The organism is Cedecea davisae (assembly GCF_044095835.1).
Classification (GTDB): domain Bacteria; phylum Pseudomonadota; class Gammaproteobacteria; order Enterobacterales; family Enterobacteriaceae; genus Cedecea; species Cedecea davisae.
This window is the reverse complement of the sequence record NZ_CP172054.1, coordinates 1,373,046-1,399,924: the sequence shown is the minus strand read 5'-3', so window position 1 is coordinate 1,399,924 and position 26,879 is coordinate 1,373,046. Positions and strand designations below refer to the sequence as shown.

17 protein-coding genes and 1 tRNA gene are annotated in these 26,879 nt (G+C 54.4%); 8 read left to right on the top strand and 10 right to left on the bottom strand.

Features of this window, described 5'->3' with window-relative positions:
* Positions 1-12 precede the first annotated feature (12 nt).
* The gene (yejM, locus tag ACG1VR_RS07090) at positions 13-1,776 is read left to right on the top strand and encodes an LPS biosynthesis-modulating metalloenzyme YejM (protein ID WP_395490553.1); all 1,764 of its coding nucleotides are present in this window, start codon (positions 13-15) and stop codon (positions 1,774-1,776) included.
* 76 nt (positions 1,777-1,852) lie between these two features.
* Positions 1,853-1,929, top strand: a tRNA-Pro gene (locus tag ACG1VR_RS07085).
* Between the two features lie 64 nt (positions 1,930-1,993).
* Here the strand turns inward: ACG1VR_RS07085 and mgtE are convergent.
* The 6 genes from mgtE to ACG1VR_RS07055 form a co-directional block, all read right to left on the bottom strand.
* A complete protein-coding gene (gene mgtE / locus ACG1VR_RS07080) occupies positions 1,994-3,421 on the bottom strand; it encodes a magnesium transporter (protein ID WP_016537391.1) in 1,428 nt (475 codons plus the stop codon).
* 110 nt (positions 3,422-3,531) lie between these two features.
* Positions 3,532-5,178, bottom strand: coding sequence for a multidrug ABC transporter permease/ATP-binding protein (locus tag ACG1VR_RS07075; protein ID WP_395490552.1), 1,647 nt, complete (start codon positions 5,176-5,178; stop codon positions 3,532-3,534).
* 83 nt (positions 5,179-5,261) lie between these two features.
* Positions 5,262-5,903, bottom strand: coding sequence for a DNA oxidative demethylase AlkB (gene alkB, locus ACG1VR_RS07070; protein WP_395490551.1), 642 nt, complete (start codon positions 5,901-5,903; stop codon positions 5,262-5,264).
* Positions 5,903-6,973 (bottom strand): bifunctional DNA-binding transcriptional regulator/O6-methylguanine-DNA methyltransferase Ada, encoded by a 1,071-nt coding sequence (gene ada / locus ACG1VR_RS07065; protein ID WP_395490550.1) that lies wholly within the window; start codon positions 6,971-6,973, stop codon positions 5,903-5,905. Before ada ends, alkB begins: the two co-directional genes overlap by 1 nt.
* Positions 6,974-7,049: 76 nt before the next feature.
* Entirely contained in the window at positions 7,050-8,096 is a 1,047-nt protein-coding gene (gene apbE, locus ACG1VR_RS07060) for an FAD:protein FMN transferase ApbE (RefSeq protein ID WP_395490549.1), read from the bottom strand.
* Between the two features lie 133 nt (positions 8,097-8,229).
* A complete protein-coding gene (locus ACG1VR_RS07055) occupies positions 8,230-9,324 on the bottom strand; it encodes a porin OmpC (protein WP_016537396.1) in 1,095 nt (364 codons plus the stop codon).
* An 849-nt stretch (positions 9,325-10,173) separates the two neighbouring features.
* Between ACG1VR_RS07055 and rcsD the strand changes: the two genes are divergently transcribed.
* Together rcsD and rcsB are read left to right on the top strand one after the other, a co-directional pair.
* Complete coding sequence (rcsD, locus tag ACG1VR_RS07050; RefSeq protein ID WP_395490548.1) at positions 10,174-12,834, top strand: phosphotransferase RcsD; 2,661 nt, start codon at positions 10,174-10,176, stop codon at positions 12,832-12,834.
* A 16-nt stretch (positions 12,835-12,850) separates the two neighbouring features.
* Positions 12,851-13,501, top strand: a complete 651-nt coding sequence (gene rcsB, locus ACG1VR_RS07045; protein WP_016537399.1) for a response regulator transcription factor RcsB — start codon at positions 12,851-12,853, stop codon at positions 13,499-13,501.
* Between the two features lie 75 nt (positions 13,502-13,576).
* On the opposite strand, the gene rcsC is transcribed toward rcsB, so the two are convergent.
* The gene (gene rcsC / locus ACG1VR_RS07040) at positions 13,577-16,429 is read right to left on the bottom strand and encodes a two-component system sensor histidine kinase RcsC (protein ID WP_395490547.1); all 2,853 of its coding nucleotides are present in this window, start codon (positions 16,427-16,429) and stop codon (positions 13,577-13,579) included.
* Positions 16,430-16,555: 126 nt separating this feature from the next.
* The gene (gene gyrA, locus ACG1VR_RS07035; protein ID WP_395490546.1) at positions 16,556-19,192 is read right to left on the bottom strand and encodes a DNA topoisomerase (ATP-hydrolyzing) subunit A; all 2,637 of its coding nucleotides are present in this window, start codon (positions 19,190-19,192) and stop codon (positions 16,556-16,558) included.
* A gap of 160 nt (positions 19,193-19,352) precedes the next feature.
* Here gyrA and ubiG point away from each other — a divergent pair, with 160 nt between their 5' ends.
* The 4 genes from ubiG (at position 19,353) to yfaE (ending at position 24,157) form a co-directional block, all read left to right on the top strand.
* Positions 19,353-20,072, top strand: coding sequence for a bifunctional 2-polyprenyl-6-hydroxyphenol methylase/3-demethylubiquinol 3-O-methyltransferase UbiG (gene ubiG / locus ACG1VR_RS07030; RefSeq protein WP_016537403.1), 720 nt, complete (start codon positions 19,353-19,355; stop codon positions 20,070-20,072).
* A gap of 355 nt (positions 20,073-20,427) precedes the next feature.
* Complete coding sequence (gene nrdA / locus ACG1VR_RS07025) at positions 20,428-22,713, top strand: class 1a ribonucleoside-diphosphate reductase subunit alpha (RefSeq protein ID WP_016537404.1); 2,286 nt, start codon at positions 20,428-20,430, stop codon at positions 22,711-22,713.
* A 55-nt stretch (positions 22,714-22,768) separates the two neighbouring features.
* Positions 22,769-23,899: a class Ia ribonucleoside-diphosphate reductase subunit beta gene (gene nrdB, locus ACG1VR_RS07020; RefSeq protein ID WP_172569404.1), complete on the top strand. Its 1,131-nt coding sequence runs from the start codon at positions 22,769-22,771 to the stop codon at positions 23,897-23,899.
* A gap of 3 nt (positions 23,900-23,902) precedes the next feature.
* Positions 23,903-24,157: a class I ribonucleotide reductase maintenance protein YfaE gene (yfaE, locus tag ACG1VR_RS07015; protein WP_016537406.1), complete on the top strand. Its 255-nt coding sequence runs from the start codon at positions 23,903-23,905 to the stop codon at positions 24,155-24,157.
* A gap of 37 nt (positions 24,158-24,194) precedes the next feature.
* On the opposite strand, the gene glpQ is transcribed toward yfaE, so the two are convergent.
* Entirely contained in the window at positions 24,195-25,262 is a 1,068-nt protein-coding gene (gene glpQ, locus ACG1VR_RS07010; RefSeq protein WP_395490545.1) for a glycerophosphodiester phosphodiesterase, read from the bottom strand.
* 10 nt (positions 25,263-25,272) lie between these two features.
* Positions 25,273-26,625, bottom strand: a complete 1,353-nt coding sequence (glpT, locus tag ACG1VR_RS07005) for a glycerol-3-phosphate transporter (RefSeq protein WP_039899370.1) — start codon at positions 26,623-26,625, stop codon at positions 25,273-25,275.
* Positions 26,626-26,879 lie beyond the last annotated feature (254 nt).

Genomic DNA, 26,879 nt, shown 5'->3' with positions numbered 1-26,879 from the left:
TCGTAACAAGTTATGGTGACTAACCGTCAGCGCTACCGCGAAAAAGTTTCCCAGATGGTCAGCTGGGGGCACTGGTTCGCCCTGTTTAATATCCTGCTGGCCATGCTGCTGGGTAGCCGCTATCTGTTTATTGCCGACTGGCCAACAACGCTCACCGGGCGCGTTTACTCGTACCTGAGCGTTGTTGGGCACTTTAGCTTTCTGGTTTTTGCCACCTATTTACTGGTGGTATTCCCGCTAACGTTTATCGTGATGTCGCAGCGCCTGCTGCGGTTTATCAGCGCGGCCCTTGCCACGGCGGGGATGACGCTATTACTGATAGACAGCGAAGTTTTCACTCGCTTCCATCTCCACCTTAACCCCACCGTCTGGGAGTTGGTGATAAACCCCGACCAGGGCGAGATGGCGCGTGACTGGCAGCTGATGTTTATCAGCGTGCCGGTGATTTTACTGATTGAGATGCTGTTCGCGACCTGGAGCTGGCAGAAGCTGCGCAGCCTTGGCCGCAGACGTAAATACGTGCGCCCGGTCGTGACGCTGTTCTTTATCTCCTTCTTTAGCAGCCACCTGATGTATATCTGGGCTGACGCTAACTTCTACCGCCCGATTACCATGCAGCGGGCGAACCTGCCGCTCTCCTATCCGATGACGGCGCGGCGTTTTCTTGAAAAACACGGCCTGCTCGATGCAAAAGAATACGAGCGTCGCCTGGTGGAGCAAGGTAGCCCGGAAGCCCTTTCGGTGCAGTATCCGCTCAGTAATTTGCAGTTCCGCGATATGGGCATCGGCAATAATGTTCTGCTGATTACCGTCGACGGGCTGAATGCCGAAAGCGTAGCGAAAGATATGCCCGCGCTTAGCGAGTTTGCCGGGAGCAATATCAGCTTCACTCAACATATGAGTTCAGGGAACAGTACCGACAGCGGTATCTTTGGCCTGTTCTACGGCATCTCCCCGGCTTATATGGACGGCGTGCTCTCCTCCCGCACGCCTGCCGCACTGATAACCGGCCTGAATCAGCAGGGCTACCAGCTCGGCCTGTTTGCCTCGGATGGTTTCGATTCATCCATGTATCGCCAGGCCCTGCTCTCTGATTTTTCTCTGCGACCGGCGAAAAGCCAGGCCGACAGCCAGACCGCCTCCCAGTGGATTAACTGGCTGAATCAGTACGCTTCTGACGATAACCGCTGGTTCTCATGGGTGGCCTTCAACGGCACCAACGTTGATAACAGCGGCAACCAGCAGGCCTTCGAGCGCCGCTACTCGCGTGCGGCTGGCAGCGTTGACGACCAAATCAAACGCGTTCTGGATGCGCTACAGGAAGCCGGAAAACTGCAAAATACCGTGGTCATTATTACCGCTGGCCACGGCATTCCGCTTGGCGATGAGCGCGACTCTTTCGCCTGGTCACGTTCGCGTATTCAGGTTCCGCTGGTTATTCACTGGCCGGGAACGCCTGCTCAGAGCATCAGCAAGCTTACCGACCACCAGGATGTGATGACCACCCTGATGCAGCGCCTGCTGCACGTTAAAACGCCAGCCTATGAGTATTCTCAGGGTGAAGATCTGTTTGCCGCCACCCGCCGCAATAACTGGGTGATTGGTGCGGACAACAATACTCTGGCCGTGACGACCCCGGAAATGACGCTGGTGCTGAGCAACAGCGGCAACTACCGGATGTACGATCTCAAAGGCCAGAGAATAGAAGAGACCAAACCGCAGCTTGATTTACTGCTGCAGGTGCTGACCGACGAGAAGCGCTTCATCGCTAACTAATTGTTTACTTATAAGACAGTTAGCGTATGGCTCCCTTGCAATCAAATCGGAAAAATGTAGTATTGGTCTTCTGCGTCGGCACGTAGCGCAGCCTGGTAGCGCACCGTCATGGGGTGTCGGGGGTCGGAGGTTCAAATCCTCTCGTGCCGACCAAATAAACATTTAAAACCAGCCTCTTACGGCTGGTTTTTTTGTGTCTGAAAACCGAAAACCGGGATTACAGCAGGAACAGCGTCGCCAGGCCGAGGAAGATAAAGAACCCGCCGGTGTCGGTAATTGCCGTAATCATGACGCTTGCACCCACCGCCGGATCTTTGCCGAGTTTGGCCATCGTCATCGGGATAACCACGCCCATTAGCGCGGCGACCAGCAGGTTGAGGATCATCGCCAGCGTCATTACGCCGCCCATCGCCGCATCGTTATACAGCAGCCAGGTTACGCAACCCATTACCCCGCCCCAAACCAGGCCGTTTATCAGCGCTACGCCCAGCTCACGCAGCATCAGGAAGGAGATGTTCCCGGCCTGAATATGCTGCAAAGCCAGCGCCCGCACGATCATCGTAATAGTTTGGTTCCCGGTGTTTCCGCCGATACCGGCAACAATTGGCATCAGGGAGGCCAGCGCCACCAGTTGGGAAATCGTATGCTCAAACAGGCCAATCACGCGGGAAGCGACAAAAGCGGTACACAGGTTGATTGCCAGCCACGCCCAGCGGGTTTTGACGGCCTTGCTCACCGGGGCAAAAACATCCTCTTCGGCGCTCAGACCGCCCATGCGGCGCAGGTCGCTGTCGGTCTCTTCGTAAACCACGTCAACGATCTCATCGACCGTTAAGCGCCCCATCAGCTTGCCGGTGCTGTCGATTACCGCGGCGCTGATCAAGTCATCTCGTTCAAAGGTACGAGCGGCCTTTTCATCATGGTCTTCCGGTGCAAAACAGGTCGGATTGTCATCCATCACCTTCAGCACCGGCGTCTGCGGAGGATGCAGCAGGATAGCCGTCAATTCCAGCTCGCCTAATAGCGTTTTATCCCGGCTGGTGACAAAGAGTTTATCGGTGTTTTGAGGGACTTTACCGCGGATACGCAGGTAGCGCTGCACTACTTCCAGCGTCACGTCGGGGCGCACGGTGATCACTTCAAAGTCCATGATCGCCCCGACGCTATGTTTGTCATAGTGCAGGATGCGGCGAACCTGGGTGCGTTCATTTTGCGGCAACGTTGCCAGCAGTCGGCCCACCAGGTCACGCGGGAGGTATTGAGCAAGGTAGATCTGATCGTCGATATCCAGCGGGCGCAGCGCGTTAAGCAGGGCTTTATCGCTCATATCTTCAATCAGGTCATCCCAGAGCGTCTCCGAGGCCTCCACCAGTACGCTGCCGCGTCTCTCTTCGGTTATCAGGCTCCACAGCGCCTGACGCTCTTCCGTCGGCAGCGCTTCCAGGACATCGGCGAGATCCGGCGCGGGCAGCCGCCCTACCAGCGTCACTATCTCGGCGATATCCTGTTCGGCGGTTTGCGTTTCGGCAAAGGGTTCTTTAGCCAGAATGCCGCTGGCGACGGCTTTATTAGTTAGCAGGAGTTGAAGAATGCGCGCGCGGTCCAGGTCACGCTCTTTGGTGCTGTATTTCTGAGTAGATGTCATAAATAAACTATTCCCTTGAAACGACGAGTTAGTTTATAGCCTGAGAAGATGAAGAAAACAAAAACCAGCCGTGAATGACTGGTTTTTTTATTTTGTTTAACCGCGCTGAATCAATTGCCGGTTCTTGCGACCGCGTCCCGCGAGGCTTGCTCACGCTCATGGCCGGTAAGCTCGCTAAGCTGCCCCTGACGCATCTCCAGCAGGCGGTCGGCGTGAATAAAGTAATGGTCATCGTGGCTGATGGCGAACACGGTTTTGCCCATTTGCTGCATCAGCGGCAGCAGCACCTGATAGAATTCGCGACGGAAATGCGGGTCCTGATCGGCAGCCCACTCATCCAGCAGGATGATGTCTCGTTCTTCGGCCAGGGCAAGCAGCAGCGCCACGCGCTTGCGCTGCCCTTTCGACAGCTTCAGATTAAGGATGGTGCCGTTTTCCAGCTCCAGCTTATTATTCATCTTCAGGCGTTCAAGCCAGGTGGCAATCAGCCCCGGGTTTGCCTCGCTGCCCTGCGGCCCCAGTAGGCGGTCAAACAGCCATACGTCGGTAAACACCGCCGAGAACAGCTTGCGGTAGTCGTTCTGGTTCGCCGCATCAATTTTTTTACCGTCGAGATAAATCGCCCCGCTCACCGGCTGATAGAGGCCGGTTAGCAGCATTGCCAGGGTAGATTTCCCGCTGCCGTTACCGCCAATAAGGAACAGCAGTTCGCCGCGTTTGATCGTGAGGTTAAGCGGGCCAACGCTGAAATTATTATCGCCGTACTGGAAAACCACTTCACGCATTTCCAGCTGTTGCCAGCTTTCTGCTTCTTTCGAGCGCGGGAAGGCTTCATCGTATGGGGCCAGCTGGAATTTATTCAGCTTGTTGAAAGCAACCTGCGCGCTGAGTAGCGTAGGCAAAGCGCCGACGGCAGAAAGCAGCGGCGTGCGCAGGAACAGCAGCGTTAAAGAGAAAGTCGCCGCCACGTTGGTGTCTGACCAGCCAAGACTGTTTGCCATGTAAAACACCAGGCCAATAGCGCCCAGCATCATGATATTTGACCAGTTGACCGCGCTGAGGTGGAAGGTATCGGCGCGGATAATATGGCTGCGGTATTCTGCCGCATGAGGCGTGTAGGTATCTTCATAGACCCGCTCGGCGCGTTCGCGGTTCAGCGCCAGCTCCTTGCGCCCTTCTATCACGGTTTGATAGTCGTTATATAGCTTGTCTTCTATCTCACGCAGCTGCGCCATGTGCTTATAAACGCGGGATACCAGCAGGTAGCCACCAACAATGGTGACCACCAGCCAGACGGTCGTCACCCCCAGCATTTTAGGCGACAGCCAGGCAAGATAGGCCGCCGAGCCAATAGCCAGGATAATGCCCTGAACCAGTTCCGGCAGGCGCACAAAGGCAATAGTAATATTGCGCACGTCGCTGGTTAAGCCCGCCAGCAGCGCCGAGCTACCGAGTTGCTCAACGCGTTCAACGTCGGTGTCCATCAGGCGTTTTATAAATTCGCTACGCAGGCGGAAAACAAAATGGTGGCCGAGCGTGGTTAAAGCCAGCTGCGAGCCGAGCGTTACCGCCATTAACAGCAGCAGTAAGCCAAGAAATTCAGGCAGTACCGACAAAGAAATATCGGGCGTTTCAATCAGACGCTGATTAATGAAGGCGATAAGACCGATGCCAAGCGCCGCGCTTACCAGGCTGAGCGCCATAACCATCATAAAAGGCCAGCGATACTGGCGGTAGACCACACGTAGCAGTTCCATCGTTCCACACCTACAAAACAAAACAGCGAGCAGTTTAAACAGCTCGCCGGTCACATCAAGAATAATTCTTATTTTTATTTGTCTTATGAGGCTTTACGGAAGGTCAGGTTGTAGCGGAAGGCATCCGTCAAGGGATGGAAACCGGGTTTGAGGGGCAAAATACCGTGGTAAAAAAGCCGGGAAGCACCGCCCCATACCACGACATCACCGTGCTCCAGCAAGACGCGTTTGAGCGGGTCGCTCCGCTGCAGGCCGCCAAACTGAAATACCGCAGGCAGTCCGAGCGAGATAGAGACAATCGGCTGGCCGAGATTGGGTTCATCCTTGTCCTGATGCAGCGACAGTTTAGTGCCGGGCGCGTAACGGTTAATAAGACACGCATCCGGCTCAAAGTTGGGATAACCCGCGGCAAGAGAAGCCCGGTCTGAAAGCGCCCGAAAGGCTGCGGGGATCTGCGGCCAGGGCTGGCTGGTCTGCGAGTCCAGGGGAGAATACAGGTAGCCGTGATGATTGGTGCTCCAACCAACGCTGCCGCAGTTGGTCATCGCAACCGACATAATATGCCCTCCGGGGGTGACCATATGGCGGAACGGTGCCTGTTGCGCCAGGCTGTGGATTTCCATCATCAGGGCAGCGGCTTCATCCCTCGCAAAACGGCGTAAAATTGTCGCCCCCTCGGCCAGCGGCTCTTCCCACGGTTCATCCCCGGCAAACAAGTCCAGCATTACTCCTCCTGTCGTTGCGCTTCGTTTTCCAGCAGCTGACGTTTACGCTCCACGCCCCAGCGGTAGCCGGAGAGGCTGCCGTCGTTACGAATAACGCGATGGCAAGGAATGACAATGGCCAGGGTGTTGGCCGCACAGGCTCCGGCCACCGCTCGTACTGCACCGGGCCTGCCGATGCGGGCGGCTAATTCACGATAGCTAACTGTCTCTCCCGGCGGGATAGCCCGCAGAGCCTGCCAGACTTGCTGTTGAAACGCCGTCCCGCGGATATCCAGCGGCAGGTTAAATTCGGTTTCTGGTGCTTCAATAAAGCTCACTACCTGAGCCACGCGGGCGGCAAATTTGTCGTCGCCAGCGGTAAGCAGCGAGCGAGGAAACTCGGCTTCAAGTTCATGGATCAGCGCTTCGGGGCTTTCGCCCAGCAAGATAGCGCAAATTCCACGTTCGCTTTCTGCAACCAGAAACTCGCCCAGCCGACAGCTGCCCACCACAAACTGGATGCTGGCGCTCTCCCCACCACGGCGATACTGGCTGGCGGTCATGCCGAGCGCGGAATCGGCCTGGTGATAAAAGGCGCTGCCGGACTGAAAACCTGCATCATAGATGGCGCGCGTCACCTCTTTGCCCTGGGCAAGCTCCTCGCGCAGGCGGCGTGCCCGGTGGGCTTTTTGCCAGGCGTTTGGCGTTAAGCCGGTGACGCTTTTAAACAGCCGGTGAAAATGGAAGCTGCTCATCGCGACCCGCCCCGCCAGCTCATCCAGCGTTAGCGGAGAGACGCTGGCCTCAATAATACGGCAGGCTTCCTCGATACGCGCAACGCGCTGAAGCTCAGGAGACAGTTTATCCGGCTGGCAGCGTTTACAGGCACGGAAGCCCGCGTTTTGTGCGGCCTCCGGGGTACTAAAAAATTCCGTATTTTCACGCAGCGGGCGGCGGGCGCTACAGGAAGGTCGGCAAAATATACCGGTGGTTTTGACGGCGAAAACAAATTCGCCGTCTGCCCCGGCGTCGCGTGCCTCTACAGCCTGCCAGCGCTGCTGTTGAGTGATGTAATCGTTATGCTGTTTCATGGCTGTAACCTCATGCTTATCGTAACGATACCATCATGGACTGGCTTGCCGGGTGAAAAACCCGCGTTCTTGCTTTTTAATTTTTCTCGCTAAGCAGGAAGGTTTTAAACTGAGGCGACATCCAGCTGCGGAACCCGTCGCCTTCTTTACTGATGAGGTAGACCGCAAGCCCTTCTTTCTCAGCAACCTGTTTCGCCTTTTCCTCACCCAGCACCATCAGCCCGGTATCCCAGCCGTCTGCTTCCATTGCTGTCGGCGCGATAACCGTTGCCGACACCAGTTTATGTTCGATTGGCCGCCCGGTTTGCGGATTGATGATGTGTGAAATACGTTTCCCGTCCAGCTCATAATAGTTGCGATAGCTGCCGGATGTGCTGATGCCGTGACCGTTGACATCCACCATCGCCTGTACCGCATTCTCGCGATCCGTCGGCTTCTGGATAGCCACTCGCCATGCTTTCCCCTGCGGGTTGGTGCCGCGCGTGGTGACAGCGCCCCCAACTGAAACAAGGTAGCGACTAATGCCGTTTTGCTCCATCAGGCGCGCAAGATGATCCGCCGCGTAGCCTTCGCCGATGGTCGAGAGATCGACATACAGGCCGGGAAGATCTTTTTGTAACCATTGCTTCCCGGAAGCGTTAATCACCTTCAGATGCTGTAAGCCGGTCAGCGCTTTCGCGGCGTCTATTTGCGCCTGGTTTGGCGTATGCGGAGGCTGTTTGTCCGGCCCGAATCCCCAAAGGTTGACCAGCGGCCCAACGGTAATATCCATCGCGCCATCGGTCTTTGCTCCAATACGCAGCGCCATAGTAATGATATCGCTCATCGCCTCGCTCACCGGGTAAGGCTCTGTGCTGGCCGACTGGTTAAAAAGCGACAACGCCGACTCTTTTTTCCAGGTCGACATCAGCCAGTCATCACCGTCAAGCTGAGCCTGAATTTTGTCTTTAAGCTGCGCTTGCTGAGCTTTATCCACCCCGGCCAGGCTGACCCGCCAGTAAGTCCCCATGGTTTTACCTTCCAGCACCAGCCCGTTCGCAGCGTCGTTTTGCTGGTTATCACAGCCGACGAGGGCTAAAAGAGCCACGGCAAAGCAACCGCGACGAATAATGCGTAAATCCATGGTGTTTTCTCTCCTGTTTCGGGAGTGCAAGAGTACAACAAAAGGAAAAATCAGGTGAACCGGGCGGCTATTCATTGAGGTTTCAGACATAAAAAAGGCGCCTTTCGGCGCCTTAGATTCACAATCGCTTGGATTAGAACTGGTAAACCAGGCCTACACCCACAACGTCATCAGTAGTGATGCCGGTTGCTTTAGTGAAGTCATTTTTGTCCAGCAGGTTGATTTTATAGTCAACGTAGGTGGACATGTTTTTGTTGAAGTAGTAAGTCGCGCCAACATCAACATATTTCAGGATATCCTGGCTGCCGTAACCTTCGATGTTCTTACCTTTAGACTGCAGGTAAGCGATGGATGGACGCAGGCCGAAGTCGAACTGGTACTGAGCAACAACTTCGAAGTTCTGAGCTTTGTTAGCGAAGCCAGACTTGTTGATTGCGGTTGCGTTGTAGCTCTGAGTGTACTGAGTAGCCAGATAGATGTTGTTGGCATCATATTTCAGGCCACCGGTGTAGGTAGTTGCGTCATCACCGTGACCCAGTACGCCAACGCCGTTCTGATCGCTGGTACGTTTAGAGCTGGAAACAGCAGAACCTACGCTGAAGCCTTCGCCCAGAGCATAAGTCAGGGAGCCGCCGAAGCCGTCACCGTTCTGATTTACAATGCTACGGCCGCCATCTTGTTTAGCTTCGCCAGACTGGCTACCGTTTTTACCCTGGTACTGCAGAGCAAAGTTCAGGCCATCAACCAGACCGAAGAAGTCGGTGTTACGGTAGGTTGCAACGCCGTTAGCACGAGACTGCAGGAAGTTGTCCGCACCGTAGGTATCGCCACCGAATTCTGGCAGCACGTCGGTCCAGGAAGTTACGTCGTAAACAACGCCGTAGTTACGACCGTAGTCGAAGGAACCTGCATCGCCAAATTTCAGACCAGCAAATGCCAGACGAGTCCACGCCTGATCGCTTGCGCCTTCTTCTTTGTTTGCCTGAACGTTGTATTCCCACTGGCCGTAACCGGTCAGTTGGTCATTGATTTGGGTTTCGCCCTTGAAGCCGAAACGAACGTAGGTTTTGTCGCCGTCAGAGCCTTTGTCATTGGAGAAATAATGCAGACCGTCTACTTTACCGTAGAGGTCTAATTTATTGCCGTCTTTGTTATAAATTTCGGCTGCATTTGCAGCGCCTGCTACCAGCAGAGCCGGTACCAGAAGGGATAGTGCTTTAACTTTCATCTTATTAACCCTCTGTTATATGCCTTATTTTATTTACCACTGCTTACTGATTAACCCTCTAATCAGTCGGCAAATTCATTGTCCAAAACAAACACCGATTAATCCAACAAGAATATGATACGAAAACTATATAGATGTTTCATTTAGCCATATAGATGTATCAAAATGTAAATACAAGGGAACTTTTTTCAGCACGAATAGCTAATAATATAAGCACGAATAATCAAAAAATAACAGCAGGCGATTAAAAACAATACGTTACGAGCAAATTAAAAAAGTAGCACTGAATGATAATTTTTTTCCCACATTCGGATATAAAATCACTCTCGCTATCATCATTAACTTTATTTATTACCGTCATTCGAATCTGAATGTCCGTTTACCCCTATTAGTACCGGATGCCCGCATCCGGTTTTTTTTTACCTTCCTTTACACAACTTTAATATCCGTGTGCTATCCACGCAATTTATAACGTCTGTTAATCAATCAATCTGCTCTTTTTCTCCCTATTTCATTGTGGATACGGATTTTTCTTAAAGTAGCAATTTTAGGGTGATGCCGATGTACGGAAAAATTATCTGTACACTTCCCGAGCAGCTGTACAAATATCCTGCGTCATTTTTGCGAGAAAGCTTATTTAAGGATTTTTCCTAATAATCAGTCACCTGAAAAACTCGCCGGAACCCCCTATACTGCGTCAGGCTGCCAACAGTAACGATGACGTCACCGCCAGATAAAGGTATTCTTAATGTCGGCATGCGTGAAGGCGCAAAGGCTACACCGCCTCCCCTTTCGGTTGGCGTTCTATAATCCTGGATTGGCGAGGTTTCGCCGGGTTGCATACATATAATGAGCCAGTCTGAGACTACTTCGCTAAATAAGTTTTCGCTGTTTCCCGGCAACATCACACGCTTCTTTTTACTGCTGATAGTCGTTCTGCTGGTGGCGATGGGCGTGCTGGTGCAAAGCGCCGTTAACGCCTGGCTAAAAGATAAAAGCTACCAGATTGTCGATATCACTCATGCGTTACATAAGCGAGTAGAGACCTACCGCTACGCTACCTGGCAAATCTACGACAATATCGCCACCGCACCCGCCGCTTCCGGTGAAGGGCTACAGGAAACGCGCCTGCGCCAGGACGTTTATTATCTCGACAAGCCCCGCAGCAAGACCGAGGCGCTGATTTTTGGCTCCCACGACAGTTCCACCCTGGAAATGACCCAGCGTATCTCCGGCTATCTGGACACGCTTTGGGGTGCGGAAAATAGCCCGTGGTCGATGTATTACCTCAACGGCCAGGACAACAGCATGATTCTGGTCTCCACGCTGCCGCTAAAAGACCTCTCTTCAGGCTTTAAAGATTCCGGCGTGGGCACCATCGTTGACTCGCGCCGCGCGGAGATGCTGCAACAGGCCAATGCCCTGGATGAGCGGGAAAGCTTCTCGCCGCTGCGCAAGCTTAACTGGCAGAACGGCCACTATTTCACCCTGCGCACCACCTTCAACCAGCCGGGCCACCTGGCAACGGTCGTCGCTTTTGATTTGCCTATTAATGACCTTATCCCACCGGCCATGTCGCTGGACAGCTTCCAGCTTGAGCCGGACGACCACCAGCTCGCGGCAACAAATGCAGCGGATAAGGACGATCCGGATAGCGTAAGCATCAACTTTAACAGCGCTCGTATCGAAATTACCGCTCCGGTAGCGACCACCCAGCTTCAGCTGGTGTGGCAGGTACCTTTTGGTACGCTGATGATGGATACGCTGCAAAATATTCTGATGCCTCTGCTGCTGAATCTTGCCCTGCTTGGGCTGGCCGTATTTGGCTTTGCCACCTTCCGCCAACAGCCTCAGCGCCAGCCAGAGAGTAATCAGGGCAACGGTGAGCTACAGATCCTGCGCGCGCTGAATGAGGAGATTGTCGCCATTCTTCCGCTGGGTTTGCTGGTTCATGACCTGGATGCCAACCGCACCGTTATCAGCAATAAAATTGCCGACCACCTGCTGCCGCATCTGAATTTGCAGAACATTATTTCGATGGCGGATCAACATCAGGGCGTGATCCAGGCGACGGTGAACAATGAATTGTATGAGATTCGCCAGTTCCGCAGCCAAATAGCTCCCCGCACCCAGATTTTTGTTATCCGCGATCAGGATCGTGAAATTCTGGTGAATAAGAAGCTCAAGCAGGCCCAGCGCCTGTATGAGAAAAACCAGCAGGGACGCGCGGCCTTTATGCAGCACATTGGTGAAGCGCTACAGTTGCCGGCAAAACAGCTCGCCGAGCATGCTGCCAGCATTGCCGACAGCCCCCACCTGCAACTTGCCAACGATGCTCAAACCATCGTGAGGCTGGTGGATGAAATCCAGTTGCTGAATATGCTGGAAGCTGACAGCTGGAAAAGCAGCCCTGGCGAGTTTGCCATTCAGGCGCTTATCGACGAGGTGGCGCTTTCCATGCTGCCTATTATCAAGCGCAAAGGGCTGCAGCTTCTGATAAACAACAACCTGCCTGCCGATGAAAAACGCCACGGTGACAGGGACGTTCTGAGGAAGATCCTTGAACTGCTGCTGCACTATTCGGTCACCACCACGCAGATAGGCAAAATCACGCTTGAGATCTGCGAAGAAGAAGCGGGACCGGATCGCCTGCTGTTCCGCGTGCTGGATACCGGCAGCGGAATAGGCGGCGGTGAAGTGGATAACCTGCACTTCCCGTTCCTCAACGAGACCAGCGAAGATCGCTACGGCCAGGCCAACGGGCTGGCGTTCTATCTTTGCGATCGTCTGGCGCGCAAGCTGGGCGGCCACCTGAATATCAAAACGCGCCCGGATATTGGTACGCGCTATAATTTACACATCAGAATGGCCGCTGAACCGCAGCCTGAAGCTCAGGAAGAGAAGCTGCTCGATGACGTGGTAGCGATGCTCGACATCACCTCCAACGAGGTGCGCAGTATCGTAACCCGCATGCTGGAAAACTGGGGGGCCAACTGCATCTCCCCGGATGAAAGATTATCGAGTCAAGAGTTTGATATCTTCCTTACTGATAATCCGCCTAATCTTACTGCTTCGGGCTTGCTTTTAAGCGATGATGAAAACGGGATGCGGAAAATCGCTCCCGGCCAGTTCAGGGTGAACTTTAATATCAGTAACGCCATGCAGGATGCCGTTCTGCAACTGATTGAAAACCAACTGGCGGAGGAAGAAACACCTGACTCGCCTCTGGGCGGCGATGAAAACGCTCAGCTACACGCCAGCGGTTATTACGCGCTGTTTGTCGATACGGTACCGGAAGATGTAAGCAGACTGTATACTGAATCTGCAGCGGGCGACTTTGCCGCGCTGGCCCAGACGGCTCACCGCCTGAAGGGCGTGTTTGCGATGCTTAATTTGGTACCCGGCAAGCAATTATGTGAAACGTTAGAGCATCATATTCGCGAGAGCGATGCTCCCAACATACAAAAATATATCAGCGACATTGATGCTTACGTCAAAAGTCTGCTGTAGCAAGGTAGCCTATTACATGAACAGTATGAACGTAATTATTGCCGACGACCATCCGATTGTTCTGTTCGGCATTCGTAAGTCCCTCGAGCAGATCGAGTGGGTGAATGTTGTTGGTGAATTTGAAGATTCCACAGCACTTATCAATAACTTACCGAAGCTTGAAGCCAACGTCCTTATTACCGACCTCTCGATGCCGGGAGATAAATACGGCGACGGCATCACGCTGATTAAATACATCAAGCGCCACTTCCCGAGCCTGTCGATTATCGTTCTGACCATGAACAACAACCCGGCTATCCTTAGCGCGGTGCTGGACCTGGATATCGAAGGTATCGTGCTGAAACAGGGCGCACCAACCGACCTGCCAAAAGCGCTGGCCGCGTTGCAGAAAGGCAAGAAATTCACCCCTGAGAGCGTTTCACGCCTGCTGGAAAAAATCAGCGCTGGCGGCTACGGGGACAAACGCCTGTCACCGAAGGAGAGCGAGGTTCTGCGCCTGTTCGCCGAAGGCTTCCTCGTCACCGAGATTGCCCGCAAGCTTAACCGCAGCATTAAAACCATCAGCAGCCAGAAGAAGTCGGCGATGATGAAGCTGGGCGTCGAAAACGATATCGCCCTGCTCAACTATCTCTCTTCCGTGAGCCTGACCCCGGCGGACAAGGAGTAAGCACTCCCCTACCCGGCCCGGAAAGAAAAAGCCCCCGTTTAATCACGGGGGCTTTTTTTATCACTTAGGAAAACTTCACGCATCCCGCGAGCTGCGGACCCGCGCGGCATAAACCGCCAGCGTTTGTTTAATCACATCCAGCGTAACCGGCTTCGACAGGCAGCTGTCCATGCCCGACTCGAGGCAGCGCTGCTTCTCCTCCGCCAGGGCGTTTGCCGTGACGCCAATCACCGGCAGCGTCAGCCCCAGTTGGCGTATACGCTGGGTCAAACGGTAGCCGTCCATGTTCGGCATGTTGACGTCGCTAAGTACGATATCGATATGATTTTTGCTCAGGACATTTAGCGCATCAACGCCGTCGTTCGCCGTTTTACACTGATACCCCAGAGAACCCAACTGATCTGCCAGCAGACGGCGGTTGATCGGGTGATCGTCCACGACCAGAATCATCATGTCGTCGTTTTGCTCGTCGCTTTCATTTACCGCCGCGAGCGCCGGCGAACTGCCCGGCACCTCAACATCAATACTGTAAATCCGGCCTAACAGCGGCAGCAGCTCGTGCGGAGCGGCAACGCTATGCACCCAGCGACCCGGCTCAAACTCGGCGGGAATACCAATGTGACGACGGCAGAAAACAATCGCCGCCCGCCCGGCCCACGGCGCATCAAGGGTATCATCGGTTATCAGGATATCGTCGCTGCCCGGCGTCTCACCCGCCCAACGCTGGGCCATGAGACCATTGCTGGTCAACAGCGCTTCAAGATAGCTATTCAGATAATCGTTGCGTACCGCCAGCCAGCAGCGCTTGCCCGCCAGCCCTTCAACATTATTTTTCGGCGCAAACTGCGCCTGATAAAGCGGTATACGCACCGTAAACTGGCTGCCCATGCCCGATTCGGTATCCACCGAAATATCGCCGTCCATCATGCTGATAAGCTTTTCGCAAATCGCCAGACCCAGCCCGGTGCCCTGGAAGTTACGCTGCACGCCGGTTCCCACCTGGAAGAAGGGATCGAACAGCCGGGTCACCTCTTTGGTCGGAATACCGACGCCGGTATCACGCACGCGGAAGCTCAGATAGTCGCCGTTTACCGAGACGTGCAGAATAATGCAGCCGATGTCGGTGAACTTAATCGCGTTGCTCAGCAGGTTGGAAATAACCTGCTGAAGGCGCATCGGGTCGCCCTGCAATGTCAGCGGTACATCTGAGTCGATAAAGCAGTAAAGTCCGAGCTGTTTACGCACCACCAGCGGTAAATAGTTAGCGGTGATATGGCTCATCACCTCGCGCGGTGAAAACTCGCGCGGCTCGATTTTCAGCTGCTCGGACTCAATTTTAGAGAAGTCGAGAATATCGCTGATAATTTTCAGCAGCAGGCTCGATGAATTGTTCATCGCCGTGACCAGCCTGTCCACGCCCTTCGGTAGCTCTTTGGTTTGCAGCAAATCAAGGTTGCCGATGATGCCGTACAGCGGCGTACGTAACTCGTGGCTGACGGTGGCAAGGAACATCGATTTCGACTGGCTCGCCTGCTCGGAAGCCTGCGCCATCTCCTGCAACGACTCTTCCATCTTCACGCGCGCGCTTACGTCCACCAGCACGCAGATAGCCACGTTTTCATTGCGGTAGCGGGAGTGAACAAAGCTAATTTGCAGATTGGTATGGTTGCTGGTCAGCACGTCCACGAAGTTCACCTGCTGCCCGCAGATAATTTGCGTTAGCCGCTGCCTGTCTTCGTGGGTGAGCATATTGAGGTAATTATGCGCCAGCTCGTTACTCAGAATATTGGTGCCGTCCTGGGTGCGCAGGATACAAATGCCCACCGGCGCGGAGGCAACAATTTTGCGGTTAAACTGCTCGTGCTCTTCCAGCCGCTGTGCGTCGCTCTCGGCGGGAATAAATATCCGTCGCTCGTACATCCTCGCCAGGGTGAACAGCACAATGCCGACCAGTACGTTAAGCAGCAGCGCATTCAGAATAAGCATACGGATACGTTCCAGCACCAGGTCAACCGGCACCGAATAGATAACGCTCAGGGATGAAGGCGGCAGGTTCTTCTTCAATACCAGCGCTTTAAAGCCTGAGGTGTAGCCAAACCATGAACGATCCTGGATCCAGCGATTTTCCGGTTCCACGCGAGATTCCGGTCCGGTCAGAGAAATCAGCGGATGGCCGTTTTCATCAAGAATAGTCACGCCGATAGGCAGCGTTCCGGGAGTAATAAAGTTCTCGATGCGCACCGTCTGCTCAATACCCAGCAGCGCCTGAAGACGCGTGCCCAGGTAAACCGGCGTCAGGGTATAGAAATAGCCAATTCCGGGGCGCGGCCCCTGGCCAATCCAGTAGATGCTGTTGGCGCGCTCATCCTGCGGTGCGGTGCGGTACTTCATAATGCGCTCATGCAGCGTTTTCAGCGCGTTCTCGCGCTCCAGCGGCATATCGCGCAGGCCAAAATCAGCCATGCAAAGATTGTCACCCCCGATCAGAAATACGCGGTTCAGGTCATAAGCGGCGGAGAAGTTGTCGCGCCAGTAGCGCAGGAACCAGGACAGGGATTGCAGCGAGCTACGCCATGTCGCGCTGACCGCCGAGCAGTCCGAGTCAGGAAACAGCGGCATAAACGTTGGCGCATCCGGCTTCGTTTCGCTTTGCTCTAGCGGCGGCAGTACGCCATTCGGGGCGGTGAGACGGTTTTCAGCAATATACTTCAGCTCTTTCACCACATCCGAGGTGCGCTGAATATAGCGCTGGGCCTGGTCAAAGCTGATATTAAATTCCTGACGAATTTCCGACTCTTTATCGTGCAGCGCGTTGACGATGTAAAACACGGAAAACAGCGCAATCAGCAGCCAGAGCAAAAGCGCCAGCGCCCTGAAAAGGTAGCGCGAGATTTTAAGGGTGCTGCGAAAAGAGACGAGATATTTCAAATTTGGCCTGGGCGGTGCGAGAGCGAATAAATTGAGATGCGCTTAAGGTAGCCGCAAAACCTTTGTCCCGCAACGGCAAACAAAAAGGGCCGCCGAAGCGACCCTTTATTGACAGACAATTTCGGATTATTCTTCCGCGTCGTCCGCTACATCATCATCGGCTTCCGCTTCCGGGGCGATTTCATCGTCACCTTCAGCTACGCTACCGTCGATGCTGTCCAGCTCTTCGTCGTCCACCGGCTCGGCCACGCGCTGCAGGCCGACCACGTTCTCATCTTCCGCAGTACGGATGAGGATAACGCCCTGGGTGTTACGCCCAACTACGCTGACTTCCGAAACGCGAGTACGCACCAGCGTACCGGCATCGGTAATCATCATAATCTGGTCGGTATCTTCCACCTGCACCGCGCCGACAACGCTGCCGTTACGCTCGGTGACCTTAATGGAGATAACGCCCTGAGTTGCGCGAGACTTGGTTGGGTATTCCGCAGCCGCGGTACGCTTACCGTAACCATTCTGCGTGACGGTCAGGATTGACCCTTCGCCGCGTGGAATAATCAGGGAAACAACTTTGTCTTCGCCCGCCAGCTTGATGCCGCGAACGCCTGTTGCGGTTCGGCCCATGGTACGAACGGCATCTTCTTTGAAGCGCACCACTTTACCTGCGGCTGAGAACAGCATGGCTTCGTCGCTACCGTTGGTCAGGTCAACGCCAATCAGTTCATCGCCATCGTTAAGGTTAACGGCGATGATACCGGCAGAACGCGGACGGCTGAAATCGGTCAGCGCGGTTTTCTTCACGGTGCCGCTTGCGGTAGCCATAAAGACGTTAACCCCTTCGGCGTACTCGCGCACCGGCAGAATAGCCGTAATACGTTCATTCGCTTCCAGCGGCAGCAGGTTGACGATTGGACGGCCACGCGCGCCACGGCTCGCTTCCGGCAGCTGATAGACCTTCATCCAGTACAGACGACCACGGCTGGAGAACAGCAGAATGGTGTCGTGGGTGTTGGCCACCAGCAGGCGGTCGATAAAGTCTTCTTCTTTAATACGGGCGGCGGACTTACCTTTGCCCCCGCGGCGCTGAGCTTCATAGTCGGTCAGCGGCTGATACTTCACATAGCCCTGGTGAGACAGGGTGACCACCACGTCTTCCTGGTTGATCAGATCTTCAATGTTAATATCGGCGGTGTTGGCGGTGATTTCGGTGCGACGATTATCGCCGAACTGATCGCGCATCGCTTCCAGCTCTTCGCGAATCACTTCCATCAGGCGCTCGGCGCTGCCAAGAATATGCAGCAGCTCGGCAATTTGCTCCAGCAGCTCTTTATACTCATCGAGCAGTTTTTCGTGCTCAAGGCCGGTCAGTTTCTGCAAACGCAGATCCAGAATCGCCTGAGCCTGCTGCTCGGTGAGGAAGTATTTGCCGTCGCGGATGCCAAATTCAGGCTCCAGCCACTCAGGGCGTGCAGCGTCGTCACCGGCGCGTTCCAGCATCGCGGCAACGTTACCCAGATCCCACGAACGAGCAATCAGGCCAGCTTTCGCCTCTGCGGCGTTTGGCGAGTTGCGAATCAGCTCGATGATCGGGTCGATGTTCGCCAACGCGATAGCCAGACCTTCGAGGATGTGGGCGCGATCGCGGGCTTTACGCAGCTCGAAAATGGTACGACGGGTCACCACTTCGCGGCGGTGACGCACGAAGGCAGAAAGAATATCTTTCAGGTTCATTATCTTCGGCTGGCCATGGTGCAGTGCCACCATGTTGATACCGAAGGAAACCTGCAGCTGAGTCTGCGAATAAAGGTTATTGAGCACCACTTCGCCAACGGCGTCGCGTTTAATCTCAATGACGATGCGCATACCGTCTTTATCAGACTCGTCGCGCAGCGCGCTGATGCCTTCAACGCGTTTGTCTTTCACCAGCTCGGCGATTTTCTCGATCAGGCGTGCTTTGTTAACCTGGTACGGAATTTCGTGAACGATGATGGTTTCGCGGCCGGTTTTGGCGTCGGCTTCGACTTCCGCGCGGGCGCGAATATAAATTTTGCCACGGCCGGTGCGGTAGGCTTCTTCAATCCCACGGCGGCCGTTAATGATGGCGGCGGTCGGGAAGTCTGGCCCAGGGATGTGTTCCATCAGCCCTTCAACGCTGATGTTCTCGTCTTCGATATAAGCGAGGCAGCCGTTGATGACTTCGGTAATGTTGTGCGGCGGAATGTTGGTCGCCATCCCAACTGCGATACCGGATGAACCGTTTACCAGCAGGTTAGGAATTTTGGTCGGCATAACGTCTGGAATTTTTTCGGTGCCGTCGTAGTTATCGACGAAATCAACCGTATCTTTTTCCAGGTCGGCCATCAGTTCGTGGGCGATTTTCGACATACGGATTTCCGTATAACGCATCGCTGCGGCGGAGTCGCCGTCTACCGAACCGAAGTTGCCCTGGCCGTCAACCAGCATGTAACGCAGGGAAAATGGCTGTGCCATACGGACGATGGTGTCATAAACCGCGGTGTCACCATGAGGGTGATATTTACCGATTACGTCACCAACAACACGGGCGGATTTTTTATATGCTTTGTTCCAGTCATTGCCCAATACGTTCATCGCGTAAAGTACGCGACGGTGTACCGGCTTAAGTCCATCTCGGACATCTGGCAGTGCGCGGCCGACAATAACCGACATCGCATAATCCAGATAGGAGCTCTTCAGCTCTTCCTCAATGTTGACCGGCGTAATTTCTCTGGCAAGGTCGCTCATGTAACCGCTATCCCTCTAGTGTTTTCCCGGATTCAAAGGTCGCAAATTATAACACATGCGGCACTCTGTGGGGAAACCGGAACGCATTTGTCGACGCTTTATTCGCACCGCCAGCCTGATATACTGCCCGCCTCAACATCTGCAAGGAGTCACCGCTGTAATGAATGCTGAAAACCAACCGGTTATGCAGAACGTCGACCACGATGAAATCGCCAAATTTGAAGCCGTTGCTTCGCGCTGGTGGGATCTTGAAGGCGAATTTAAGCCGCTGCATCGCATCAACCCGCTGCGTTTGGGCTATATCAATCAGCGCTCCGGCGGTCTGTTCGGCAAAACCGTGCTGGATGTCGGCTGCGGCGGCGGTATTCTGGCAGAAAGCATGGCGCGCGAAGGGGCCAATGTTACGGGCCTGGATATGGGCTTTGAACCGCTTCAGGTCGCTCGCCTTCATGCGCTGGAAAGCGGAATCAAAGTCGATTATGTCCAGGAGACGGTTGAGCAGCATGCGGACAAACACGCGGGAAAGTACGACGTCGTGACCTGTATGGAAATGCTGGAACATGTGCCAGACCCGCAGTCGGTGGTTCGCGCCTGCGCTCGCCTGGTAAAGCCCGGCGGCCACGTCTTCTTCTCAACCATTAACCGCAACGGCAAAGCCTGGCTGATGGCGGTTGTCGGGGCGGAATACGTGATGCGCATGGTGCCAAAAGGCACCCACGACGTGAAGAAGTTCATCAAACCGGCCGAGCTATTAGGCTGGGTCGATCAGACTCCGCTGCGCGAGCGCCATATTACCGGGCTACATTTCAATCCGCTGACCAACAAATTCAAGCTGGGTCCAGGGGTAGATGTTAATTATATGCTGCATACTGAAGCATAAATCGGCATATCGTATAAGCATTGATTATCGATAATTGCGCGCGACCGGTTGCGCAATTATCGATAGAGTTTAAGAAATCAGCACCCGATCAAAATTTTCATTTTTTTTGCATCCCATTGACAATTCCCTCAGGCCTTACGTGACGTGGACTTAGGAAAAAAGCCCCCCGCTGAACATCATTTTATTGCCGAAATCAATACTTGTACTGAACGGATTCCTTACTAGAATACTCACCATCTAGTGACCATTTTGTCACCCACCCCCTATATGTAGTATTTATCCACAGAGTTAGTCACAGGCTGACGGGTGTGCATAAATCAGGGGAAAACTCATCTCACGGACAGGTAAAACTCACATGAATCAGAGTCTGCTGGTTACCAAGCGCGATGGCAGCAAAGAGCGCATCAATCTGGACAAAATCCATCGAGTGCTCGACTGGGCCGCTGAGGGGCTGAACAACGTTTCCGTTTCTCAGGTAGAGCTGCGTTCCCACATCCAGTTTTATGACGGCATCAAAACCTCTGACATTCATGAAACCATTATTAAGGCCGCTGCCGACCTGATTTCCCGCGACGCGCCGGACTATCAGTACCTCGCCGCACGTCTGGCGATTTTCCACCTGCGTAAAAAAGCCTACGGCCAGTTCGAGCCGCCGAAGCTTTACGATCAGGTGGTTAAAATGGTTGAGCTGGGCAAATACGATCAACATCTGCTGGAAGACTACACGGAAGAAGAGTTCAAGCAGATGGACGATTTCATCGATCACTGGCGTGACATGAACTTCTCCTACGCGGCCGTTAAGCAGCTGGAAGGCAAATATCTGGTGCAGAACCGCGTCTCCGGCGAAATCTACGAGAGCGCGCAGTTCCTTTACATCCTGGTAGCCGCCTGCCTGTTCTCCGGCTACCCGCGTGAAACCCGCCTCAGCTACGTCAAGCGTTTCTATGACGCGGTTTCCACTTTCAAAATTTCCCTGCCTACGCCGATCATGTCCGGCGTGCGCACCCCGACTCGCCAGTTCAGCTCCTGCGTACTGATCGAGTGCGGCGACAGCCTGGACTCCATTAACGCGACGTCCAGCGCTATTGTGAAATACGTTTCCCAGCGTGCAGGCATCGGTATTAACGCCGGCCGCATCCGTGCTCTGGGTAGCCCTATCCGCGGCGGTGAAGCGTTCCACACCGGCTGTATCCCGTTCTACAAGCACTTCCAGACCGCGGTTAAGTCCTGCTCTCAGGGCGGCGTGCGCGGCGGGGCTGCGACTCTGTTCTACCCAATGTGGCACCTGGAAGTCGAAAGCCTGCTGGTACTGAAAAACAACCGCGGCGTTGAAGGCAACCGCGTGCGTCATATGGACTATGGCGTGCAGATTAACAAACTGATGTACACCCGCCTGCTTAAGGGCGAGGACATCACTCTGTTCAGCCCGTCCGACGTCCCGGGGCTGTACGACGCGTTCTTCGCCGACCAGGAGAAGTTCGAGAGCCTGTACACTAAATATGAGAAAGACGACAGCATCCGCAAACAGCGCGTGAAGGCGGTCGAGCTGTTCTCCCTGATGATGCAGGAACGCGCCTCTACCGGCCGTATCTACATCCAGAACGTTGACCACTGTAACACCCACAGCCCGTTCGACCCGGCAATTGCTCCGGTTCGCCAGTCCAACCTGTGCCTGGAAATCGCCCTGCCAACCAAGCCGCTGGACGATGTGAACGACGAAAACGGCGAAATTGCGCTCTGCACCCTCTCCGCATTCAACCTGGGCGTTATCAACAGCCTGGACGATCTGGAAGAGATGGCCGTGCTGGCAGTTCGCGCTCTGGACGCCCTGCTCGACTACCAGGATTACCCAATTCTGGCGGCTAAACGCGGCGCAATGGGCCGCCGTACGCTGGGTATTGGCGTGATCAACTTCGCCTATTACCTGGCAAAACATGGCGTACGTTATTCCGACGGCAGCGCCAATAACCTGACGCACAAGACCTTCGAAGCCATTCAGTATTATCTGCTGAAAGCCTCTAACGAGCTGGCAAAAGAGCAAGGTGCCTGCCCGTGGTTCAACGAAACCACCTACGCCAAAGGCATCCTGCCGATCGACACCTACAAGAAAGATTTGGATGCGATCAGCAACGAGCCGCTGCACCTGGACTGGGAAGCGCTGCGTGAGTCCATCAAAACTCACGGCCTGCGTAACTCCACGCTCTCCGCCCTGATGCCGTCTGAGACCTCTTCGCAGATCTCTAACGCCACCAACGGCATCGAGCCACCGCGCGGCCATATCAGCATTAAAGCCTCGAAAGACGGTATCCTGCGCCAGGTGGTGCCTGATTACGAGCGTCTGAAAGATAACTACGAGCTGCTGTGGGAAATGCCGAATAACGACGGTTACCTCCAGCTGGTTGGCCTGATGCAGAAGTTTATCGACCAGTCGATCTCCGCCAACACCAACTATGACCCGACGCGCTTCCCGTCTGGTAAAGTACCGATGCAGCAGCTGCTGAAGGACTTGCTCACCGCCTATAAATTTGGCGTGAAGACCCTTTACTATCAAAACACGCGCGACGGGGCCGAAGATACCCAGGATGACCTGGCACCTTCTATCCAGGACGATGGCTGCGAAAGCGGCGCTTGCAAAATCTAACGCTTAATCCCCTCGCAAGAGGGGATTTTTTCGACGCATCATAGGATTTGACCTCATGGCCTATACCACTTTTTCACAGACAAAAAACGATCAGCTCGCCGAACCGATGTTCTTTGGCCAGTCGGTTAACGTCGCGCGCTACGATCAGCAAAAATATGACATCTTTGAAAAACTGATTGAGAAGCAGCTCTCCTTCTTCTGGCGCCCGGAAGAAGTCGACGTCTCCCGCGACCGCATCGACTTCCAGGCGCTGCCGGAGCACGAGAAGCACATCTTTATCAGCAACCTGAAGTATCAGACGCTGCTGGACTCCATCCAGGGCCGCAGCCCGAACGTGGCGCTGCTGCCGCTGATCTCTATTCCTGAACTGGAAACCTGGGTGGAAACCTGGGCGTTTAGCGAGACCATTCACTCCCGCTCTTACACCCACATCATCCGTAACATCGTTAACGATCCGGCGATTGTGTTTGACGATATCGTCACCAATCAGGAGATCCTCAAGCGTGCCAAAGATATCTCCGGCTACTATGACGATCTGATCGAGATGACCAGCTACTGGCATCTGCTGGGCGAAGGCACCCATACCGTGAACGGTAAAACCGTCACCGTTAACCTGCGCGCCCTGAAAAAACAGCTCTATATCTGCCTGATGAGCGTTAACGCCCTGGAAGCCATTCGCTTCTATGTCAGCTTTGCCTGCTCCTTCGCTTTTGCAGAGCGCGAGCTGATGGAAGGCAATGCCAAAATCATCAAGCTTATCGCCCGCGACGAAGCCCTGCACCTGACCGGCACTCAGCACATGCTGAACCTGATGCGCAGCGGCGAAGACGACCCGGAAATGGCCGAGATCGCCATAGAATGCCGCCAGCAGTGTTATGACCTGTTCGTGCTGGCCGCCCAGCAGGAAAAAGAGTGGGCGGACTACCTGTTCCGCGACGGCTCGATGATCGGCCTGAACAAAGACATTCTCTGCCAGTATGTTGAGTACATCACCAACATCCGCATGCAGGCCGTTGGCCTTGATTTACCGTTCCAGACCCGCTCAAACCCAATTCCCTGGATCAACGCCTGGCTGGTTTCCGACAACGTGCAGGTTGCACCGCAGGAAGTTGAGGTCAGTTCCTATCTGGTTGGTCAGATAGATTCCGAGGTCAATACCGACGATCTGAGCGACTTCCAGCTGTAAGTTATGGGCCGTATTACGCTAAGCATTACCGGCGCACATCTCATTAGCGAAGAGGAACACCCTTCGCTACTGGCCGCGCTGGAGTCACACAAAGTCTGCGTTGAGTATCAGTGCCGGGAAGGTTATTGCGGCTCATGCCGGACTAAGCTGCTGGCAGGTGAAGTGCAATGGCTGACCGAGCCGCTGGCCTTTATTCAGCCCGGCGAGATCCTCCCCTGCTGCTGCAAAGCGCGGGGAGATATCGAACTCGAGATGTGAAGATGTGAAAAAGGCCGCTAAGCGGCCTTTTTATTTACTACTGCTGTTTTTTAAGGAACTGCACGCCCTTGTCGGGGAAGTCGGTAAATAACCCGTCCACGCCCGCTTTGTTATAAAGCACGTCATACAGCTGATTTACGTCGCTCACGTAATCCGGCAGCGCGTCCGCCCTTACCGTATAAGGATGTACCGTCAGCTTGCTGGCGTGCGCCTCGGTAACCATATCGGTCAGCCTGACGTGGCCTTTCTTCGAGTCCTTTTCCACCAGCATGTGATAGTCGGGGCCGATACCGTCGGCATACTGCGCAATCTGCTTCATGGCGCCCGGCTTGAACATCCAGTCATAGCTGTAGTTGGCCCACTTCCCGTCCGCCTGCTTCTCCTGGGTTTCATTCCAGTCGGTATAGGCAATCAGCTGTACCAGCTTCAGGTCCATGCCCATCTTCGGCTCAAGCTGGTTCTTAATGCGCTTCAGCTCGGCGGCGTCAAAGCATTGCAGGTAAACCTTGTCCTGCTTGCCGGTGTAGCCGTACTGCTTGAGCACCTCCAGCGTTTTAGCCGCGATGTCCTTGCCTTCCTGATGATGGAACCACGGGGCCTTAATTTCAGGGTAAATCCCGATATTGTGCCCGGTGGAGTGGTTCAGCCCCTGGATAAACTCAATCTCTTCCTCAAAGGTATGCACGCGGAAGTCGGACTTGCCCATCGGGAAGCGGCCAGGGTAAGTCTGCACCTGCTTGCCGTTAACGATATCGAAGCCTTCGGTAAACTTCAGCGACTTGATTTCGGCAAGCGTAAAGTCGATGGCGTAGTAACGCCCGTCTTTACGCGCCCTGTCGGGGAAGCGCCGGGCCACGTCGGTGACCCTGTCCAGATAGTGGTCATGCAGCACCACCAGCCGGTCGTCTTTGGTCATCACCAGGTCTTGCTCAAGGTAGTCCGCCCCCTGAGCGTAGGCCATGGCTTTTGCCGGTAAGGTATGCTCCGGCAGGTAGCCGCTGGCTCCCCGGTGGGCAATAACGATTTTGTCCGCCGTCTGGGCAAATGCGGCGCTGGTTGCCACCAGCACTACGCCCGCCAGCAGGGATTTTGCAATCAGTTTCATTTCGCTCTCCTTAGCCGTTCTTCAGCAGTTTTTCATCATGCTGTTTACGTTCGCCAATCATCACCACAATCAGCAACAGCACCGCCAGCACGCTACCGCCAATCATGACGATGAACCCGCCGTCCCAGCCGAAGAAGTCAACGGTATAACCCACAATGGCGCTGGCCGCTACCGACCCGCCAAGATAGCCGAACAGGCCGGTAAAGCCCGCCGCCGTACCGGCAGCCTTTTTAGGTGCCAGCTCAAGCGCATGCAGGCCGATAAGCATCACCGGGCCATAAATCAGGAAGCCGATGATTATCATACAGGCCATATCCACGCCCGGATTACCCGCAGGATTAAGCCAGTAAACCACGGTGGCGATGGTCACCAGAATCATGAAGAAAACGCCGGTTGCGCCGCGGTTGCCCTTAAAGACTTTGTCCGACATCCAGCCGCACAGCAGCGTGCCCGGAATGCCCGCATATTCGTACAGGAAATAGGCCCAGGAGGATTTATCCAGCGCAAAATGCTTCACTTCTTTCAGGTAGGTCGGTGACCAGTCCAGAATGCCGTAACGCAGCAGATAGACAAACACGTTAGCAATGGCGATGTACCACAGCAGGCGGTTCGGGAACACGTACTGCATGAAGATCTGCTTCGCGGTTAACTCTTCTTCCGCTTTATCGTTGTAATCCGTTGGGTAGTCGTTTTTGTACTCTTCAATCGGCGGCAGGCCGCAGGATTGCGGAGTATCACGCATCAAGCCAAACGCAACAATGGCCACAAAAATGGCGGCAAAAGCAGGCATATAAAGCGCCGCATGCCAGTCGTTAAACCACGCCATGCCCAGCATAAACAACAGCGGAGGAATACCGCCGCCGACGTTATGGGCGCAGTTCCAGACCGAAACAATCCCGCCGCGCTCCTTCTGCGACCACCAGTGAACCATGGTACGCCCGCACGGCGGCCAACCCATCCCCTGGAACCATCCGCACAGGAACAGCAGCACGAACATGCCCGCGATGCTTGACGTTGCCCACGGCACAAAGCCCATAAACAGCATCACCGCCGCAGCGAGTATTAAACCGGCAGGCAGGAAAACGCGCGGATTCGAGCGGTCAGAGACCGACCCCATGATGAATTTCGAAAACCCGTAGGCGATGGAAATCCCGGATAGAGCAAAACCGAGGTCGCCGCGCGAGAAGCCCTGATCAATTAAATAAGGCATCGCCAGCGTGAAGTTTTTTCTTACCAGATAGTAAGCGGCGTAACCGAAAAAGATGCCCATGAAGATCTGCCAGCGCAGGCGGCGATAGTGCGGGTCTATCTGCTCCTCTGGCATACGCGCTTTATGCGCTGCGGGTTTGAAGATACTTAACATACGTGCCTCCGTGGCCTGGATTTGCAGCGGGAGCAAACGGCTCCTGCCAAATGTTCTTTTGCGAGCGCATCTTAGTTATCAATGCGCGTATTTACTGTGAAACATCGCACACAATGTTACATTTTTATTACAAAGAGGCGAAAGCGTGCATTGAACGACGCTTTATTTTCGTTTTTTGCTCGAATTTGCTCGCAATCAAACATTTCGTTCTTTATTTATGGCTGAATACCTGTAAATAAAGCAGGGATAAAGGG